Below are 17630 nucleotides of genomic sequence, written 5' to 3'. Positions count from 1 at the left end.
GATCGACCCATGAATCCCCTGCTCGCCAAACTGCAGCCCTACCCGTTCGAGCGCCTGCGAAAGCTGTTCGAAGGCGTCACTCCCAATCCGGCATTCAAGCCCATCAGCCTCGGCATCGGCGAGCCGAAACATCGCACGCCGCAGTTCATCAAGGACGCGCTGACTCAGGGTCTCGGCGCACTGTCTGCCTACCCAGCGACTGCGGGCGACCTGAAGCTGCGGACCGCCTTCACCGACTGGCTGCAGCGCCGTTACGGCGTGACGCTCGATCCGGCGACGCAGGCTCTGCCCGTCAATGGCACGCGCGAGGCGCTGTTCTCGCTCACGCAAACAGTGGTCGACGGCACACGCTCCCCCGCGCCCATCGTCATTTCGCCCAATCCGTTCTATCAAATCTACGAAGGCTCGGCCTTGCTGGCGGGCGCCGAAACCTGGTACGCGCCGAGCGATCCGACACGCAACTTCGCGGTCGACTGGGACAGCGTTCCGGCCGACATCTGGGCGCGCACGCAACTCGTTTTCGCGTGTTCGCCTGGCAACCCGACTGGTGCCGTCATGCCGCTCGACGAATGGAAGAAACTCTTCGCCTTGTCTGATCGCTACGGCTTCGTGATCGCGTCAGACGAGTGCTACAGCGAGATCTATTTCCGGGACGAGCCGCCGCTCGGCGGACTCGAGGCGGCTGCCAAGTTGGGTCGTGCCGACTTCAAGAATTTGATCGCCATGACATCTTTGTCAAAGCGCAGCAATGTACCGGGCATGCGCAGTGGTTTTGTTGCCGGCGATGTCGACGTCATCAAGAGCTTTCTCCTGTACCGGACGTACCACGGCAGCGCCATGAGCGGTGCCGTGGGCGCGGCCAGCATCGCGGCCTGGGGCGACGAGACGCATGTGATCGACAACCGCGCTCTGTACCGCAGCAAGTTCGCCACGGTGACGCCGCTGCTCGAAGCCGTGCTCGACGTGCGCTTGCCCGACGCGGCCTTTTACCTGTGGGCCGGCCTGCCCGACGCCTGGAACGGCGACCAGACCGGCGACGATGAAGGCTTCGCGCGGGCGCTGTACGCTCAATACAATGTGACGGTTTTGCCAGGGAGCTACCTGGCACGCGATTCGCAGGGCAGCAACCCGGGCCGGGGTCGCATCCGCATGGCGCTGGTCGCAGACACCGCCGAGTGCGTCGAAGCCGCCGGCCGCATCGTTCAGTTCGTTCAAAAAGGCCGCTGAGGCCACCGTTTTTCTTTCGAGGCTCCTTTCAATGACCCAACAACTCCAGCAGACCATCGACGCCGCGTGGGACAACCGCGCCAACCTGTCCCCTTCCGACGCGCCCGCCGAAGTGCGCGACGCCGTCGAGCACGTCATAAGCGAACTCAACAACGGCACGCTGCGCGTTGCCACGCGCGAGAGTGTCGGCCAGTGGACGGTGCACCAATGGATCAAAAAGGCGGTGCTGCTGTCGTTTCGGCTCAAGGACAACGAGCAGATTCAGGCGGGCTCGCTCGGCTTCTACGACAAGGTGCAGACCAAGTTCTCGCACCTGTCGGCCGCTGAACTGAAAGAAGCGGGCGTGCGCATCGTGCCGCCGGCCGTGGCCCGTCGCGGCAGCTTCATCGCCAAGGGCGCGATCCTGATGCCGAGCTACGTGAACATCGGCGCCTATGTGGGTGAAGGCACCATGGTCGACACCTGGGCCACCGTCGGCTCCTGCGCGCAGATCGGCGCCAACTGTCATTTGTCGGGCGGCGTCGGCATCGGCGGCGTGTTGGAACCCTTGCAGGCCGGTCCGACCATCATCGAAGACAACTGCTTCATCGGCGCCCGCTCCGAAGTGGTCGAAGGCGTGATCGTCGAAGAAAACTCGGTGCTGTCGATGGGCGTCTTCATCGGCCAGAGCACGCCGATTTATGACCGCGCGACCGACACCGTCAGCTATGGCCGCGTTCCCGCAGGCTCGGTCGTCGTGGCCGGCAACCTGCCCAAGCCGGGCGGCAAGTACAGCACTTACGCGGCCATCATCATGAAGAAGGTCGACGCCAAGACGCGCTCGACCACCAGCCTCAACGACCTGCTGCGCGACTAGCCCTTTTTTCAACGACAACCGCCACGACAACTGCCGGAGGAGATTTCGATGATCGGAACGATGGAGCGCATTCTTCGCCTGATGGCCGAGCGCAAGGCTTCGGACATCTACCTCTCGGCGCACTCGCCGGCGCTCATCCGGATCAACGGGAGTTGCCTGCCGATCAACGCGCAGATCTTGCCAGCCGATGCGCCTCTCAATCTGCTGGCCGAAGTCGTGCACGAAAGCCGCATCGCCGAGCTCGAACGCATGGGCGAGCTCAACATGGCGATCGCGCTCGAAGGCGCCGGCAACTACCGCATCAGCGCCATGCGTCAGCGCGGCACCTATGCGGTGGTGGTGCGGCACATCGCCTCGACGATTCCGAGCTTTGCCGACCTCAATCTGCCGGACATCCTGAAGACGCTCATCATGGAAAAGCGTGGGCTGATCCTGATGGTCGGCGCGACCGGCGCAGGCAAGACGACCACGCTGGCGTCGATGCTCGACTACCGCAACGAGAACGCCACCGGCCATATCCTGACGGTCGAAGAGCCGATCGAGTTCACCTACACCAACAAGAAGTCGATGGTGAACCAGCGCGACGTCGGTAGCGACACGCAGTCGCTCAACATCGCATTGAAGAACGCGTTGCGGCAGGCGCCGGACGTGATCCAGATCGGCGAGATCCGCGACCGCGAGACGATGACCGCGGCCATCGCCTATGCGCAGTCGGGCCATCTGTGCGTCGCCACGCTGCATGCCAACAACAGCTACCGCGCGCTGAATCGCATCCTGAGTTTCTACCCGGTCGAAGTGCGAGCCACGTTGCTGGGCGACCTGGGCGGTGCCCTGCGCGCCATCGTGGCGCAACGCCTGTTGCGCCAGCCGAGCGGTTCTCGCGTGCCGGCACTCGAAGTCATGCTGAACACCGCGCTGGTGGCCGAGCTGATCGAAAAAGGCGACTTCTCGGCCGTCAAGGAAGCGATGGAGCAGTCGATGGCCGAGGGCTCGCAGACCTTCGAAGAAGACATCGCCCGCCTCATCAATGAAGGCCGCGTGTCGCGGGAAGAAGGCCTGTCGCAAGCCGATTCGCCGACCAACCTGATGTGGCGTCTGCAAAACGCCGACGCGCCCAAGGCGCCTGCCGCCGAACGCGCATTGCTCGACCAGGTCGATGAACCGACGTTCACCGACATCACGCTCGACGTCCGCTTCTAAGCTTTCAACACCACTCCGATTTCGATGTCCCGAACCCTCCAGCTTGCCGAACACCTGATCTCACGCCCCTCGGTCACGCCTGAAGACGGCGGTTGCCAGCAAATCCTCGGCGAGCGTTTGGCGCCCCTCGGCTTCATGCTCGAAACGATTGAAAGCGGGCCGACGAATTTTCGAGTCACCAATCTGTGGGCGAAGCGGATTGCCGCTACAAAGTCTTCGGGAGAGCAAGCCAAAACGCTGGTCTTCGCTGGCCACACCGACGTGGTGCCGACCGGCCCGATCGACCAGTGGACCAGCCACCCCTTCACGCCAACCCATCGCGACGGCAAGCTGTACGGCCGCGGTGCCTGCGACATGAAGACATCCATCGCCGCCTTCGTGGTGGCGATCGAAGAGTTTCTGCAGGCAGTGCCCGACCCGGCAGTGTCGCTCGCGTTGCTCATCACCAGCGACGAGGAAGGTCCGGGTGTCGATGGCACGGTGGCGGTGTGCAACGCGCTGGCGGCGCGCGGTGAAGTCATCGATTACTGCATCGTCGGCGAGCCGACGGCTGTCGAGCGCTGCGGCGACATGATCAAGAACGGCCGTCGCGGCACGATGAGCGGCAAGCTGACGATCAAGGGCGTGCAGGGCCACATCGCCTACCCGCATCTTGCAAAGAATCCGGTGCATGCGTTCGCGCCAGCGCTCGCCGAGCTGGTCGCCATCAACACCGCAGGTGGCTGGGACGCCGGCAACGCATCGTTCCAGCCGACGAGCTGGCAGGTCAGTAACTTTCACTCGGGCACCGGTGCCGGAAACGTGATTCCGGGCGCTGCCGTCATCGACTTCAACCTCCGCTTTTCGACCGAGTCCACAGTCGAATCGCTGCAGCAGCGGGTGCATGCGGTGCTCGATTCACATGCGCTCGACTACACGCTGGCGTGGACGATCGGTGGCCTGCCCTTCTTGACGCAACCGGGTGATTTGGTCGAAGCGGTTCGCGCCGCCATCGCCGACGAGACAGGCATCGCCACCGAGCTGTCGACCAGCGGCGGCACCAGTGACGCACGCTTCATTGCCAAGATCTGCAAGCAGGTGATCGAGGTGGGGCCGGTCAACGCCAGCATCCACAAGATCGACGAGCACATCGACGTCGCATCGATCGAGACGCTGAAGAACATCTACCGGCGCACGCTCGAACGGCTCGAAAAGTCGCTCTCTTGATGCAGCCGATGCAGTCCGTACGCAGCGTGATCGAGCTGGTGGAAGCCGGCGCAACGCAGCTGGCCGACGCCGGCGTCGCCTTCGGACATGGCACCGTCAACGCTTTCGACGAAGCGGCATGGCTGGTGCTGTGGCAGCTGCAGCTGCCGATCGACGACCTCGACGCCGTGGCCGATAGCGCTGTGTCGCCAGCCGATCAAGCCAAGGTCGCGGCGCTGCTTCAGCGGCGCATCGACACGCGCCAGCCCGCGGCCTATCTCACCAAGGAGGCGTGGCTGCAAGGCGTGCCGTTCTACGTGGACGAGCGTGCCATCGTGCCGCGCAGCTTCATCGCTGAGCTGATCGTCGATGGCAGCATCGATTACTGGCTCGGCGAGCACACGCAGCGGTTGCTCGACTTGTGCACCGGCAACGGCAGCCTGGCCGTGTTGGCGGCAATGACGTACCCGGACGTCTCCGTTACCGCCGCGGACATTTCCACCGAAGCGCTCGAAGTCGCCGCCATCAACGTGACGCGGCACGCGCTGGACGAACGCATCACGCTGGTCGCCTCCGATGGACTGACCGGCGTGACCGGGCCGTTCGACCTGATCCTCTGCAACCCGCCCTACGTCAACACCTCCAGCATGGAAGCGCTGCCGGCGGAATACCGTGCCGAGCCAGAACTCGCACTGGCCGGAGGCGCCGACGGCATGGATTTCATTCGCACGCTGTTCGAGACCGCGCCCGCAAAGATGAGCGAGAGCGCTGTGTTGGTGCTTGAAATCGGCAACGAGCGCACGCATTTCGAAGCAGCGTTTCCGAGGCTGCAGGCCGTGTGGCTGGAAACCTCGGCCGGTGAAGACCAGGTATTGCTGCTGACGCGCGAGACGCTGGTCCGCGACTTGCACTGATCTTTTGTCCGGCGCCCCGCTCTGCGGCGCCGGCTTGGATTTGCGAACGAGGCGACTCTGAACATGACCGTACTTCTGGAAATCGAACTGCCTCGCACACTCGACGTGTGGGTGGGCGAGTTGCTTGCCGGAACGAAAGGCGCCAAGCCGGCCTCGTCCGTTGAGCCGGCAGAGTCCGTAGAGGGCTGGCTCTTTGAAGGCACTGCCGCCCGGCGCGCGGCCGAGCAGCAGCTCGCGGCGGGTGGCATCTGCGCACGCTTTATGAGCGCCTACAAGCCGCTGGTCCATCACTTTCTGGAACACGTCGATTGCAACGACCTGGCGCAGGTGGTGGTTCACTACCCGGTGCATCCAAACGCGCCGCCGCGCCGCTTCGCGCTGGAGGCTTACCCACTGGTCGACATGGTTGCCGGCGCTCAACTTCACATGGAGCCGCAGGCGGTTGTCGCCGGCACGCCGCAATACCGGGTCGAGCTGCGCTGGCACAACGGCGTCCGCCGCAGTGACACCGTGTTCGCGCCGAATCGGGTGCATGTCGACGCGCTAGGCGAAACGCTGCTCTCGCCGACCGCGTGGCTGAGCGTGAAACATCGCGACGGCAGCATCACAGAAGGCCGCCGCGAATCCGACTACGAAGCGCTTTTTCGGCGCGCCATCGAGTGCGTTCAGGGCCACGCGTGGCCCGGCACCGAGCCGTACTTCGAACGGCTCGACGTCCGCGTCGACCTGCGCGGCATCCACTACGCGCCGCCGCAGGAAACTGGCTTCCTCGACACGCAAGAGGCGCTGCACGAAGACCTGTACTTTTCATTGATGGAAATCTTTCAGCATCGCAGCGGGCGGCCGGAGGGCGACCGCCGCATGCAGCCCGGACAGATCGTGCCGGACGTGCGTTCGAGCAGCGACGCGATTCGACTTCGTGTGGCGGTCGAAAGCTATCCAAAAATCGCCGCGGTTACCGAGACAGCCGCAGATGTCGCCACCTCGGCGATCGGCTCCAGAACCGGCTGTGGCGATGTGCCGCTTGCTGAATCGGTTGCGCCGCTGGCGCCCGCCCGCATCGCGGCAGAGCTGAGCCGCATCGCCGGTCAACGCTTCGAAGCCACGACGCGGCAAGGCCGCACGGTTGCTGGCGTCTATCGCGCGGGCACCGGGCCCGCGGTCATCATCAGCGGCGCGCAGCACGCCAACGAGACCTCAGGTGTGGTCGGCGCACTGCGCGCAGCCAAGGTACTCGCGCAGCAACCCGATGCGCACTTCGCGCTCATTCCGCTGGAAAACCCCGACGGTTACGCGCTCCACCGCGAGCTGTGCGCCCACGCGCCGCGCCACATGCACCATGCCGCGCGCTATACCGCGCTGGGCGACGACCTCGAATATCGCGACGCGGCGCCCTGGTACGAGCGCGCGGCGAGGCACCAGGCGCTCACGCTGTCGGGTGCCGATCTGCACATCAACCTGCACGGCTATCCGGCGCACGAATGGACTCGGCCCCTGAGCGGCTACATCCCGCGCAGCTTCGGGGCGTGGACAATTCCAAAGGGCTTCTTCCTGATCGTGCGCCACCACGCCGGCTGGGCCGAGCGCGCACGGCAGCTGGCGACGCACGTCTGCAAGCAACTGGCTACACGGCCAGCGTTGGTCGCATTCAACGAAAAACAGCTCGCCAGTTACAATGCCCACGCCGGCGATCTTCCTTTCGAAGTCATCCATGGCACGGCCTGCACGATCAGCGAGGTCAACCGTCCGGGCCCCGCCCTGACGTTGATCACCGAGTTTCCTGACGAAACGATCTACGGCGATCCTTTCATTCTTGCCCACGACACCCAGACCGCCACGGTGCTGGCCGCGGTCGAAGCCCTGGGCCTAATTTCGCCGAGTCAATGATTACTCTTAAAAACGTCGTTTTACGTCGCAGCGCCAAGAAGCTGCTCGACGGCGCCACCGTCAACCTCAACCCGGGCGAAAAAGTCGGGCTGGTCGGCCGCAACGGCGCCGGCAAGTCGACCTTGTTCGCGCTCTTCAACGGCACGCTGCACGAAGACGGCGGCGACTTCTATGTGCCCAAGCAATGGCGCATGGCGCAGGTCGCGCAGGACATGCCCGAGACCGATGAGTCCGCCACCAATTTCGTGGTCGGCGGCGATACGCGGCTGGTCGAAGTGCGCAACACCCTGGCCGCCATCGAGGCCGCCTACGAAGCCAATCCGGACGATGCCGACATCGGCATGGAACTGGCGCACGCGTACACCGACCTGGCCGATGCGGGCGAGCACGACGCCGTGCCGCGCGCGCAGGCGCTCATTCAGGGCCTGGGCTTCAAGACCCATGAGCTCGACGGGCCGGTCAACAGCTTTTCGGGCGGCTGGCGCATGCGCCTGCAACTCGCGCGGGCCCTCATGTGCCCGAGCGATTTGCTGCTGCTCGACGAACCGACCAATCACCTGGACCTCGACGCCTTGGTCTGGCTCGAAGCCTGGCTGCAGCGCTACCAGGGCACGATGATCGTCATCAGCCACGACCGCGAATTCCTCGATGCGGTGACCGACGTGACGCTGCACATCGCCAACGCACAGCTCACACGTTACGGCGGCAACTACAGCGCCTTCGAGACGCTGCGCGCCGAGCAAATGGCACTTCAGCAAACGGCATTCGGCAAGCAGCAGGACAAGATCGCGCACTTGCAGAAGTTCATCGACCGCTTCAAGGCGAAAGCCAGCAAGGCCAAGCAGGCGCAAAGCCGTGTGAAAGCCCTGGAGCGGATGGAAAAGATCGCACCACTGCTGGCTGAAGCTGACTTCACGTTCGAATTCAAGGAGCCGGGCAACATCCCGAATCCGATGCTGTCGATCAGCAAGGCGAGCTTCGGCTATGTGGTGGACGACGTTCCCAAGACCATCCTGACGGATGTGAGCCGTTCGGTGCAGGCTGGCCAGCGCATCGGCATCCTGGGCGCCAACGGCCAGGGCAAGTCGACACTGGTCAAGACCATCGCGCGCGAAATGGGCGCGCTGGCCGGCGAAGTGACCGAAGGAAAGGGCCTCAACATCGGCTACTTCGCGCAGCAAGAACTCGATGTGCTGCGCCCGCAAGACAATCCGCTCGAACACATGATGCGCATGGCGCGCGAGCTCGGCAGCGCGGTCAAGGAGCGCACCGGCGAACAAGACCTGCGCAGCTTTTTGGGCAGCTTCAACTTCAGCGGCGACATGGTCAAGCAGGCGGTCGGCACCATGAGCGGCGGCGAAAAAGCACGTCTGGTGCTGGCGATGATGGTGTGGCAGCGCCCCAACCTGCTGCTGCTCGATGAGCCTACCAATCACCTGGACCTTGCCACGCGCGAAGCATTGGCCGTCGCCCTCAACGAATTCGAAGGCACGCTGATGCTGGTGAGCCACGACCGCGCACTGCTGCGTTCGGTCTGCGACGAGTTCTGGCTGGTCGGCCGTGGCGCCGTTGCCGACTTCGACGGAGACCTGGACGACTATCAGCGTTACCTCTTCGAAGAAGCCAAGCGGCAGCGCGAAGAAGCCAAGGTCGCCACGCGCGAAGCGGCGGTTGCCGTCAAGCCGATCGTTGCAGCGCCGGCGCGTGTCGACCAGACCAAGCCGATCCGCAAGGAGCTGGCCCAAGTCGACGAGAAGCTGGCGACAGCCGGCGCCGAGAAGACTTCGCTCGAAGCAAAAATGGCGAAGCAAGGCAAAGCCGCGGACATGGCGGACGCCGGCAAGCGCCTGAAAGCGGTGAACGAAGAGATCACCAAGCTCGAAGAGCGTTGGCTGTCGCTGTCGGATCAACTCGAGGGGCTGGTGGCCTGAGCGGCATCACGACGGTCACGACGAAGGAACAGCATCCATGCCCTCCGCCCTCGAACTCGCCAAAGGCAACGCCGACCTGATCGCGGCGGTACAGCGCAGCCGCCGCCTGCTGGCACGCAAGGCGCTGCTCGCCGCAGCGGCGAGCGCCGTGCCGCTGCCGGGCGTCGATTGGGCCGCCGACGCCGCGCTGCTGTCACGACTGGTGCCCCAGATCAGCGCAGAGTTCGGCCTGTCGGTCACGCAGATCGAAAACCTGGCGCCGCACAAGCGCGAGCGCATTCAAAAGGCGGCCGCCGCCGTCGGCGCGTTGTTGATAGGACGACTCGTCACGCGCGATCTGCTGCTCTTGCTGGCGCGCCATGCCGGGATGCGGCTGACGATCAAACAGGCGACCAAATACGTGCCGCTGGCCGGCCAGATCGTGTCGGCTGCGCTGGGCTACGCAGCCTTGCGCGCGCTCGGCGAGCAGCACATCAAGGATTGCGTGAAGGTAGCGTTGTCGGTGCAGCACCTGTTGCCGCCGTCGTCTCGCGGCACGCTTGGGTCGACGATCAACCTGCACTGAACTCGCGTGGGCGGATGCGCGTGCAAGCGAGTACGCCTGCAGAACTTTCGTACTCAAATCCTTGCGTGGCTTATCCTGCAAGCGTAGCGGTCGCCAACGTGCGGGCCTGACAACGGGAACTGGTGTGAAATACACCCTTGTGTATGCGGTATATCCGCGACAGACTCACTTGCGTCAGTCAGGTACTGGTCAACTCGATAAGTAGAAAAGTAACCAGAGACAAAATTGTTCCTTCTGCGCAGCTCAATCGGAGGAACGGGAAAAGCCAATGAATGAATCGGACCTTGCAGCATCGGTCGAGCGTCTCATGGAGCGGGTGGACTACTACCTGCACTGCGAGCTCGACGACGAATACGACCATGAACAGCCAGAGACGGCTCGCAGCGTGCTCGAAGCGGCACTCAAGTCAGAGTTGCTGCGTGCCAGTGCCATAGGCATCATTTCGGCCATTGCTTCTCCGACGCATTCTTCGAAGGATGACGACCAGGTTGCTTGACCCTTGACCATCAGGCGCGCAAACGGACTCGTTGGAGTTTCTTTGTGCTCTTCGAACCCAAAGAAAAAGCCTGCTATCGATTAAATAGCAGGCTTTGACGCCCTTGTACGGGGAAATTGGTGGGACGTGCGGGGGTCGAACCCACGACAAACGGATTAAAAGTCCGCTGCTCTACCAACTGAGCTAACGTCCCGGACTGAGCTTTTCTGTTTTGCCGGCGGGGTCCAGCAAAGCCCTTGATTATAGCTTGCCGCCGCGGGCAATTTCGTCGAGAACCCACCCAGCCGCGCATTGACCGAAAGTCGCAGTGACGGTCACGACGGAACCGTATCCATGACAGTTGAGAGTGCCGTCGCTGTCGGCACCTTGGTCTATCGCGCATGAGGCATCGGGCGGCGCCACGCTCTCGCGGCTGAACACGCAGTTCACGCCCATCTTCTTACCTTCGCGAGGCGCGCCATGCTCTTTGCGAAGTCGCTGGCGCAACTGGGCCAGCAAGGGGTCGTGCGTGACGAGTGCCAAATCTTCGATGTCGACCCGGTGCGCCATGCGCTTGCCGCCTGCAGCGCCGACCGTGACGAAGCGTGCGCCGGCCTCGTTGAAGTCTCTGCTGTCATGACGCCGTGCCCACGCCGCCATCGCCACCTTGGCGCGGACCTGATCGCAAGCATCGATCAGTGCCGTCACCGGTCCCTGTGCCGTCTGTGCTGCATCGAAAAGAGCAAGCCAGTTGTCGGGCTCGACGAAGTCATCGACCGTGTACACCTTGCATTCGGGATTGATGCTGGCAATGCGGTCCCGCATCGCTTCGACCTTGGCCTGTCCCAGCGTGCCGGTCAGCGCATGAATCTGACGATTGATGTTCGACTCGGAGATGTGATCGAGATCGATGAGCGTCAGCCGCCCGACGCCGCTGCGCGCCAGCGCCTCGACAGCCCAAGAACCGACGCCACCGATGCCGGTGACGACGACATGCGCATTGCGAATTCGCGCGGCGCCAGTGACGCCATAAAGTCGGTCGAGCCCGCCGAATCGACGTACCAGATCAGGCTTGTCCTCAACCAAGGCCTTGGGCACGATCTGAACTACAACGTCGAGTGGAATCGAAGCGCCCAACGGCAAGTCCCGCCTATTTCAAGCGCGCCAGGCGCTCGCGTCCAGCCTGAGCGGCTTCGGACTGCGGATAGGCTTTGGTCAAGTCTTCCAGCGTGCGGCGAGCCGCGCGGGTGTCTTTGAGCTCGATCTGGCAATTGGCGATCGACAGCACGGCTTCCGGCGCCTTCGCATGATCGGGCGCCAGAGACAGCATCGACCGGAAATTGGCAATCGCTTCGTTGTAGTTGCGCGTCGCATATTGCGCATTGCCCAACCAGAACAAGGCCGACGGGTTGTAGCCGCTTTGCGGATGGGCCTTCACGAAGCCGGCGAAAGCCGTTTGAGCCTGCGCGAACTGACCACCGCGAAAGACGCCGAGTGCCGCGTCGAACTCCGCTTTTTCTTTAGGGTCAGCGGTGAACTCGCGTCCGTCGACTGCAACGGTCGAGGGTTCACTCTTCTTCAAACGATCGTCGACGTCCGTCTGCTTTTGCTGCATGTCGGACAGGGTGCGGGTGAGCTGTTCATTCTGGCCGGTCATGCGAGCGAGGTCGCCGCGCATGGCCTCGATCTGACTCTGCAGATCGAGCAGACTGCGCCGCAATTGACCGTTTTCGTCAGTGAGCCGTTGGTTGGTGGCCTCGCGCATCGCTTCGACGCGCTGCCGCAAGTCCAAGATGGCGCGGCGCGCCTCGTCATCCTCGAACAGCGCAGCATGCGCGCCGACCGATGCAAGCGACGCGCATGCCAACGCCGCAGCGGCGAGCGCGTGCCGCATGACAACACTGCGCATGATCACTTGTAGAAGATTTCAGCGCGGCGGTTTTGCGCGTACACCGCTTCGCCGGTGCCAGTTGCAGCCGGCTTTTCTTTGCCGAAGCTCACCGCTTCGATTTGGGCATCATTCACTCCCAGAAGCACCAGCGAGCGACGCACGGCTTCTGAGCGCTTTTGACCCAGCGCCAAGTTGTACTCGCGACCACCGCGCTCGTCTGTGTGGCCTTCAATGGAAACGCGACGCTGTGCGTTCGCTTTCAGGAAGCGTGCGTGACCATCGATGAGCGCCTGGTACTCGGGCTTAACCGTGTAGCTGTCGTAGTCGAAATAGATGATCCGTGCGACTCCGACCGGACCTTGCGCGTTCTGCGCGTTCGGATCGATCGTGACAGGTGCCACGCCGCTCGCCGAGCCCTGTCCCATGCCGCCACCAGTGCGGTCGACAACGGGTGCGTCGTTCAGCTTGGTGCCAGACGAGCAGCCTGCGATCAAAGCCACGATGGCCAGCGAATAAATCGTACGTTTCAACATTTTCGAACTCCTCAAGTTAATCATTGCTTTTGAAACGGACCCCAGTCCGGTTCTCTGATGTCGCCCGCTTGCCCCGCAAGGCGTGCCTTAATTTTTCCATCCAGCGTGGTGGTCATCAGCGCCTCGCGGCCCTGAAGCTGCGTTGCATAGACGATCAGCTTACTGTTGGGAGCAAAACTCGGGCTCTCGTCGGCTGCGGTGTCGGTAATCGCGTTCACCGTGCTGGTCGACAACTCCATCACGTGGAGTTTGAACGCACCACCCACCCTGGAGATGTAGGCCAACCACCGGCCATCGGCGCTGATGGACGGAGAAATGTTGTAGGTGCCGCTGAACGTGACCCGTGTCGGGCTTCCGCCGCTGGCACCCATCTTGTAGATCTGCGGTGCGCCGCCACGGTCGCTGACGAAGTAAATGGTACTGCCGTCGGCCGAATACACGGGCTCGGTATCGATGCTGTTGCTCTGCGTCAGCCGGCGCGGCTCGCCACCGCTCGCAGCAATTGTGTAGAGCTGCGAGCCGCCGTCACGGCTCAGCGTCACCGCCAGCGAATTGCCATCGGGCGCCCATGCCGGGGCGCTGTTTGAGCCGCGGAAGTTGGCCAGCAGCCGCCGCTGCCCGCTCGCCACGTTGTGCACGTAGACCACCGGCTTGCGCGACTCGAACGAAACGTAGGCGAGCTGTTGTCCATTGGACGACCAACACGGCGAAATGATGGGCTCGGGGCTTGCGAGCGCTGCCTGGGCGTTCTCGCCGTCGGCATCTGCCACCCACAAGGTGTAGCGGCTGCCGCCCTTGGTCACGTAGGCGATGCGCGTCGAGAAGATGCCTTTTTCGCCGGTCAGCTTTTCGTAGACATAGTCGGCGATACGGTGCGATGCAAGGCGCAAGTCGCCTTGTGGCACGGTGTAGCTCTGGCCACCGAGGTCCGCACCCCGCACCACGTCCCAAAGGCGGAACTTGATGTCGTAGCGGCCATCGGCGAGTTTGGTCACGCCACCGGCCACGAGCGAGTCGGCCGTACGTTGACGCCACAAAGTAAGGTCAGGCCGCGATGTTTCGTCGAGCGCCTGGCCCGACGCATCGACACCGCGGAACTGGCCGCTGCGCTCGAGATCCGCCTGAACGATGGCGGAGATTTTTTGCGGGGAGGCGTCTTGTCCTTTGAAAGGGACGAGCGCAATGGGCAGCTGCGTCAGGCCGACGCCCGACACTTCGACCCGGAACTGCGCAAGAGCGGAGAGCGCGGGAGAGGCAGCGAGAGCCGCAATCAAGGTGCGACGTGCGGTGAACGAGGATGAAGAAGAAGTCGAAATAAGAGCTGGCAACGGCTTGTTCATGCAGTTCGGAGAAGTTTCCGGGGCAAAAGTTTCCCCGATCTGAAGCGAGGCTCAATGGTACACATAGCTCCGAAGGGGTCGTCACAAAACGTGAGCGCCCCTTGTGGACATTGGCAAAAGGGTGAACGTCAACGGGAGTAACGTCAATGAGGACCCATGGAGGAACTCATAAAGAGTCAACAGTTCACGCCCGTAGAATCCGCCGCCATGTCTTCCGCCCCCTTGGACGCCACCGTGCGTGCCCCCTTGATGCGCCGTCTTTCGCGGCTCATGACCTGGTTCGGAGAGTCTCGTCGCTGGTGGACCATCGGGGTCGTCGCCGCCTTGATCGCGGCACTCACCGAGCCGTTGATGCCGGCGCTTTTGAAGCCGCTGCTGGACCGCGGTTTTTCGCGCGGGCAGCTCGCGTTGTGGACCGTTCCGGTCGTGCTCATTTCGCTGTTTGCGGTGCGCGGACTGGCGCAGTTCGTCTCGCAGTACGCCCTGGCACGTATCGCCAACGAGGGAATGCAGCGGTTGCGCCGCGTGCTGTTCGACCGGGTGCTGGCGGCAGAGCTGGCATTGTTCTCCCGACAGTCGGCCAGCGCACTGTCGAACACGGTCGTGTACGAGGTGCAGACTGGCGCCATGCTGCTGGTGCAGGCGCTGCTGGGGCTGTCGCGCGACGGCTTCACGCTGGTCGCCCTGCTCTTTTACCTTGTCTATCTGAACTGGAAACTGACGCTCATCGTCGGTGTGCTGGTGCCCGGCGTCGCATGGATCATGAAGGTGTTTTCCAAGCGCCTCTACCACCTGACGCGCCTTGGTCAGCAAGCTACAGACGACTTGGCCTACGTAGTCGAAGAAAACGTGCTCGCCCACCGCATGGTGCGTCTGCACGGCGCGGAAGCCGGCCAGGCGCAGCGCTTCGAGGCCCTGAGCCAGAAGCTGAACCGCCTTGCCGTGAAGTCCACCATCGCATCGGCCGCGATGACGCCTTTGACCCAGTTGCTCGCGTCCGTCGCGCTGTCCGTGGTGCTGATGATCGCGCTGTGGCAAAGCGGCGAGCAAGGTTTGACTGTCGGCGGCTTCGTCGCCTACATCACGGCCATGCTGATGTTGATCGCGCCGATCCGCCGGCTTGCCGACATGGCCAACCCGATCACGCGCGGCCTCGCCGCACTGGAGCGCGGGCTGGCGCTGATCGACGACATCGCCTCGGAGACGCAAGGCAGCTACACCGCCGATCGCGCGCGCGGCCGCATCGAGCTGAAAGACGTGCGAGTGAGCTACCGCGGCGACGACGAAGCCTCTGCCATCGACCGGCTCAGCCTGACGATCGAGCCAGGCGAGGTCGTGGCCTTTGTCGGGCCCTCAGGGTCGGGCAAGACCACGCTCGTCAATTTGTTGCCCCGCTTCGTGCTGCCCAGTGCGGGCAAGGTGCTGCTGGACGACCACGACATCGGCGAATGGCAGCTGTCGAGCCTGCGCGCGCAATTCGCGATGGTGAGCCAGGACGTCGTCATGCTGAACGACACGCTGGCCGCGAACGTCGCGCTCGGCGGCGACATCGACCGTGACAAGGTTCAGCGCTGCATCGTCGCGGCGAACCTGCAGTCGCACATCGACAGCCTCAGCCAGGGCATCGATACCGTGCTCGGCCACAACGCGGCGCAACTGTCGGGCGGTCAACGCCAGCGACTGGCCATTGCGCGCGCACTCTACAAAGATGCACCGATTCTGCTTCTCGACGAGGCCACCTCGGCCCTCGACACCGAGTCGGAGCGCCTGGTGCAAGACGCCCTTCAGCGCTTGATGCAAGGCCGCACCACGCTCATCGTGGCGCACCGCCTCTCCACGATCCAGCACGCCGATCGCATCGTCGTCATGGAGCGCGGCCGCGTGTCGGAGCAAGGCAGCCACGCGCAACTGATGGCGCTCGATGGCCTGTACGCCCGCCTGCAAAACAACGCCATTCGCACAGCCCCTTCAGAAAAAGAACCCACGATCTGACCCTCGATTCCAGAAACATCGCGGAACCGGCTTTGTCGGGCCGCTGATGTTGCCCCCGGTCAGGGAGTGGGAGTCGCGACACGAAGTGCGCAGCGACCTGGGGCGAGCTAGAGCAACACGATGTCGTACTGTCCCTGGCCGATCGCAGCTTCGGCCTGCAGGGAAATCGGCTTTCCGATGAAGTCGCTGAGGCCGGCGAGATGCTGGCTCTCTTCGTCCAGAAACAGCTCGATGACCTGCGGCGATGAAACGATCCGGAACTCGCGCGGCGTGAACTGCCGCGCCTCACGCAGGATCTCTCGCATGACGTCGTAGGCCACGCTGCGGGCCGTCTTGACGATGCCCTGACCTTTGCAAGCCACGCAAGGCTCGCACAGCATGTGGGCCAGCGATTCGCGGGTGCGCTTGCGCGTCATCTCGACCAGACCCAACTGCGAGAAACCGCCCGCTGTCGTCTTGACGCGATCCCGGGCGAGTTGCTTCCTGAACTCCGCCAGCACCTGCTCGCGATGGTCGTCGCGCACCATGTCGATGAAGTCCACGATGATGATGCCGCCCAGATTGCGCAGCCTGAGTTGTCGCGCGATGGCCTGCGCGGCTTCGAGGTTGGTCTTGAAGATCGTATCGTCGAAATTGCGCGCGCCGACGAAACCACCGGTGTTGACGTCGACCGTGGTCAACGCCTCGGTCTGATCGACCACCAGATAACCACCTGACTTGAGTTCGACGCGTCGACCTAGCGCCTTGGCGATCTCTTCATCGACCGCATACAGGTCGAAAATCGGACGCTCGCCCTTGTAGTGCTGCAGCTTGCCGGCCGCCTGTGGCATGAACTCGGCACCGAACTTGTGCAGCACATCGAACTGCTCCCGCGAATCGATGCGAATGGTCTGCGTGTCTTCACTGGTCATGTCGCGCAACACGCGTTGCAGCAGGCTCAGGTCCTGATGCAGCAACGACATCGCCGGCATGCGAGAAGACGATTCGCGAATGCGCGACCAAGTCTTGCGCAGATACGCGATGTCTTCGGCGAGTTCGGCGTCGGACGAGTCTTCGCCGTTGGTACGCAGGATGAAGCCACCGGTGGCGGCCGGCACCACACCGCCGCTGTCGGCTGCTGCTGCGGCCTCGATCAGCACCTGCATGCGGGCGCGCAAGGCATCCCGCTGATCCGACGGAATCTTCTGCGACACGCCGATATGGTTGTCTTGCGGCAAAAACACCAGCAGCCGCCCTGCGATGCTGATCTGAGTCGACAGGCGCGCGCCCTTGGTGCCGATCGGGTCCTTGATCACCTGAACCAGCAACGACTGTCCTTCGAACACCTGCTTTTCGATCGGCACGATCGGCCCGTTGCCGCGATGGTCGCGCTCGGGCACCTGCGTGCTGGCACGTGAGCCGGGCGTGAAGGGAGAAACGATGTCGGCGACGTGAAGGAACGCTGTGCGCTCGAGACCGATGTCGATAAAAGCCGACTGCATGCCGGGCAGCACGCGAGACACTTTGCCGAGATAGACGTTGCCGACCAACCCGCGCTCCAGCGTGCGTTCGACATGCAGCTCTTGCACTGCGCCGTGCTCCACCAGCGCGACGCGGGTCTCTTGCGGGGACCAGTTGATCAGGATGTCTTGCAT

15 protein-coding genes and 1 tRNA gene are annotated in these 17630 nt (G+C 63.3%); 10 read left to right on the top strand and 6 right to left on the bottom strand.

The window, feature by feature from the left end:
- The first annotated feature begins 9 nt into the window (after positions 1–9).
- The 9 genes from dapC to QN413_RS02990 all read left to right on the top strand — a co-directional run bounded on the left by dapC (position 10) and on the right by QN413_RS02990 (position 10261).
- Positions 10–1227 carry a succinyldiaminopimelate transaminase gene (gene dapC / locus QN413_RS03030; RefSeq protein ID WP_323495171.1) on the top strand — a complete coding sequence of 406 codons (1218 nt, stop codon included), beginning with the start codon at positions 10–12 and terminating at the stop codon, positions 1225–1227.
- A gap of 31 nt (positions 1228–1258) precedes the next feature.
- Positions 1259–2083 carry a 2,3,4,5-tetrahydropyridine-2,6-dicarboxylate N-succinyltransferase gene (gene dapD / locus QN413_RS03025; RefSeq protein WP_187052121.1) on the top strand — a complete coding sequence of 275 codons (825 nt, stop codon included), beginning with the start codon at positions 1259–1261 and terminating at the stop codon, positions 2081–2083.
- 51 nt (positions 2084–2134) lie between these two features.
- Positions 2135–3283: a PilT/PilU family type 4a pilus ATPase gene (locus QN413_RS03020; protein WP_187055060.1), complete on the top strand. Its 1149-nt coding sequence runs from the start codon at positions 2135–2137 to the stop codon at positions 3281–3283.
- Between the two features lie 24 nt (positions 3284–3307).
- Positions 3308–4489 carry a succinyl-diaminopimelate desuccinylase gene (gene dapE / locus QN413_RS03015; RefSeq protein ID WP_323495170.1) on the top strand — a complete coding sequence of 394 codons (1182 nt, stop codon included), beginning with the start codon at positions 3308–3310 and terminating at the stop codon, positions 4487–4489.
- Positions 4489–5382: a 50S ribosomal protein L3 N(5)-glutamine methyltransferase gene (gene prmB / locus QN413_RS03010; protein WP_323495169.1), complete on the top strand. Its 894-nt coding sequence runs from the start codon at positions 4489–4491 to the stop codon at positions 5380–5382. The genes dapE and prmB overlap by 1 nt, the downstream gene beginning before the upstream one ends.
- 63 nt (positions 5383–5445) lie before the next feature.
- Positions 5446–7269, top strand: a complete 1824-nt coding sequence (locus tag QN413_RS03005; RefSeq protein ID WP_323495168.1) for a peptidase M14 — start codon at positions 5446–5448, stop codon at positions 7267–7269.
- Positions 7266–9200: an ABC-F family ATP-binding cassette domain-containing protein gene (locus QN413_RS03000; RefSeq protein ID WP_323495167.1), complete on the top strand. Its 1935-nt coding sequence runs from the start codon at positions 7266–7268 to the stop codon at positions 9198–9200. Before QN413_RS03005 ends, QN413_RS03000 begins: the two co-directional genes overlap by 4 nt.
- 37 nt (positions 9201–9237) lie before the next feature.
- Complete coding sequence (locus QN413_RS02995; protein WP_323495166.1) at positions 9238–9765, top strand: hypothetical protein; 528 nt, start codon at positions 9238–9240, stop codon at positions 9763–9765.
- Positions 9766–10033: 268 nt separating this feature from the next.
- Complete coding sequence (locus QN413_RS02990; protein WP_323495165.1) at positions 10034–10261, top strand: hypothetical protein; 228 nt, start codon at positions 10034–10036, stop codon at positions 10259–10261.
- Between the two features lie 117 nt (positions 10262–10378).
- On the opposite strand, the gene QN413_RS02985 is transcribed toward QN413_RS02990, so the two are convergent.
- The 5 genes from QN413_RS02985 to tolB form a co-directional block, all read right to left on the bottom strand.
- Positions 10379–10454, bottom strand: a tRNA-Lys gene (locus QN413_RS02985).
- Positions 10455–10501: 47 nt separating this feature from the next.
- Positions 10502–11365, bottom strand: coding sequence for a ThiF family adenylyltransferase (locus tag QN413_RS02980; protein ID WP_416352127.1), 864 nt, complete (start codon positions 11363–11365; stop codon positions 10502–10504).
- Between the two features lie 25 nt (positions 11366–11390).
- Positions 11391–12149 (bottom strand): tol-pal system protein YbgF, encoded by a 759-nt coding sequence (gene ybgF, locus QN413_RS02975; protein WP_323495164.1) that lies wholly within the window; start codon positions 12147–12149, stop codon positions 11391–11393.
- Positions 12150–12151: 2 nt separating this feature from the next.
- Positions 12152–12664, bottom strand: a complete 513-nt coding sequence (gene pal, locus QN413_RS02970; RefSeq protein WP_323495163.1) for a peptidoglycan-associated lipoprotein Pal — start codon at positions 12662–12664, stop codon at positions 12152–12154.
- 20 nt (positions 12665–12684) lie between these two features.
- The gene (gene tolB / locus QN413_RS02965) at positions 12685–14004 is read right to left on the bottom strand and encodes a Tol-Pal system beta propeller repeat protein TolB (protein ID WP_416352123.1); all 1320 of its coding nucleotides are present in this window, start codon (positions 14002–14004) and stop codon (positions 12685–12687) included.
- 207 nt (positions 14005–14211) lie between these two features.
- On the opposite strand from tolB, the gene msbA reads away from it, so the two are divergent.
- Positions 14212–15996: a lipid A export permease/ATP-binding protein MsbA gene (gene msbA / locus QN413_RS02960; protein WP_323495161.1), complete on the top strand. Its 1785-nt coding sequence runs from the start codon at positions 14212–14214 to the stop codon at positions 15994–15996.
- Positions 15997–16103: 107 nt separating this feature from the next.
- Here msbA and rng read toward each other — a convergent pair whose 3' ends face one another.
- On the bottom strand, positions 16104–17630 hold the full coding sequence (gene rng, locus QN413_RS02955; protein ID WP_323495160.1) for a ribonuclease G: 1527 nt from the start codon (positions 17628–17630) through the stop codon (positions 16104–16106).

It is taken from the genome of Variovorax sp. LG9.2 (assembly GCF_035018885.1).
GTDB lineage: Bacteria > Pseudomonadota > Gammaproteobacteria > Burkholderiales > Burkholderiaceae_C > Variovorax.
The sequence above is the reverse complement of the archived record's forward strand: the minus strand, read 5'-3'. Positions and strand labels throughout refer to the sequence as shown.

Excerpts from the sequence above, each read along its gene's own strand:
- dapC (WP_323495171.1), top strand. The coding sequence starts at position 10 with ATGAATCCCCTGCTCGCCAAACTGCAGCCCTACCCGTTCGAGCGCCTG.
- dapD (WP_187052121.1), top strand. The coding sequence starts at position 1,259 with ATGACCCAACAACTCCAGCAGACCATCGACGCCGCGTGGGACAACCGC.
- dapE (WP_323495170.1), top strand. The coding sequence starts at position 3,308 with ATGTCCCGAACCCTCCAGCTTGCCGAACACCTGATCTCACGCCCCTCG.
- prmB (WP_323495169.1), top strand. The coding sequence starts at position 4,489 with ATGCAGCCGATGCAGTCCGTACGCAGCGTGATCGAGCTGGTGGAAGCC.
- QN413_RS03005 (WP_323495168.1), top strand. The coding sequence starts at position 5,446 with ATGACCGTACTTCTGGAAATCGAACTGCCTCGCACACTCGACGTGTGG.
- QN413_RS03000 (WP_323495167.1), top strand. The coding sequence starts at position 7,266 with ATGATTACTCTTAAAAACGTCGTTTTACGTCGCAGCGCCAAGAAGCTG.
- QN413_RS02995 (WP_323495166.1), top strand. The coding sequence starts at position 9,238 with ATGCCCTCCGCCCTCGAACTCGCCAAAGGCAACGCCGACCTGATCGCG.
- QN413_RS02990 (WP_323495165.1), top strand. The coding sequence starts at position 10,034 with ATGAATGAATCGGACCTTGCAGCATCGGTCGAGCGTCTCATGGAGCGG.
- ybgF (WP_323495164.1), bottom strand. The coding sequence starts at position 12,149 with ATGCGCAGTGTTGTCATGCGGCACGCGCTCGCCGCTGCGGCGTTGGCA.
- pal (WP_323495163.1), bottom strand. The coding sequence starts at position 12,664 with ATGTTGAAACGTACGATTTATTCGCTGGCCATCGTGGCTTTGATCGCA.
- tolB (WP_416352123.1), bottom strand. The coding sequence starts at position 14,004 with ATGAACAAGCCGTTGCCAGCTCTTATTTCGACTTCTTCTTCATCCTCG.
- msbA (WP_323495161.1), top strand. The coding sequence starts at position 14,212 with ATGTCTTCCGCCCCCTTGGACGCCACCGTGCGTGCCCCCTTGATGCGC.
- rng (WP_323495160.1), bottom strand. The coding sequence starts at position 17,630 with ATGCAAGACATCCTGATCAACTGGTCCCCGCAAGAGACCCGCGTCGCG.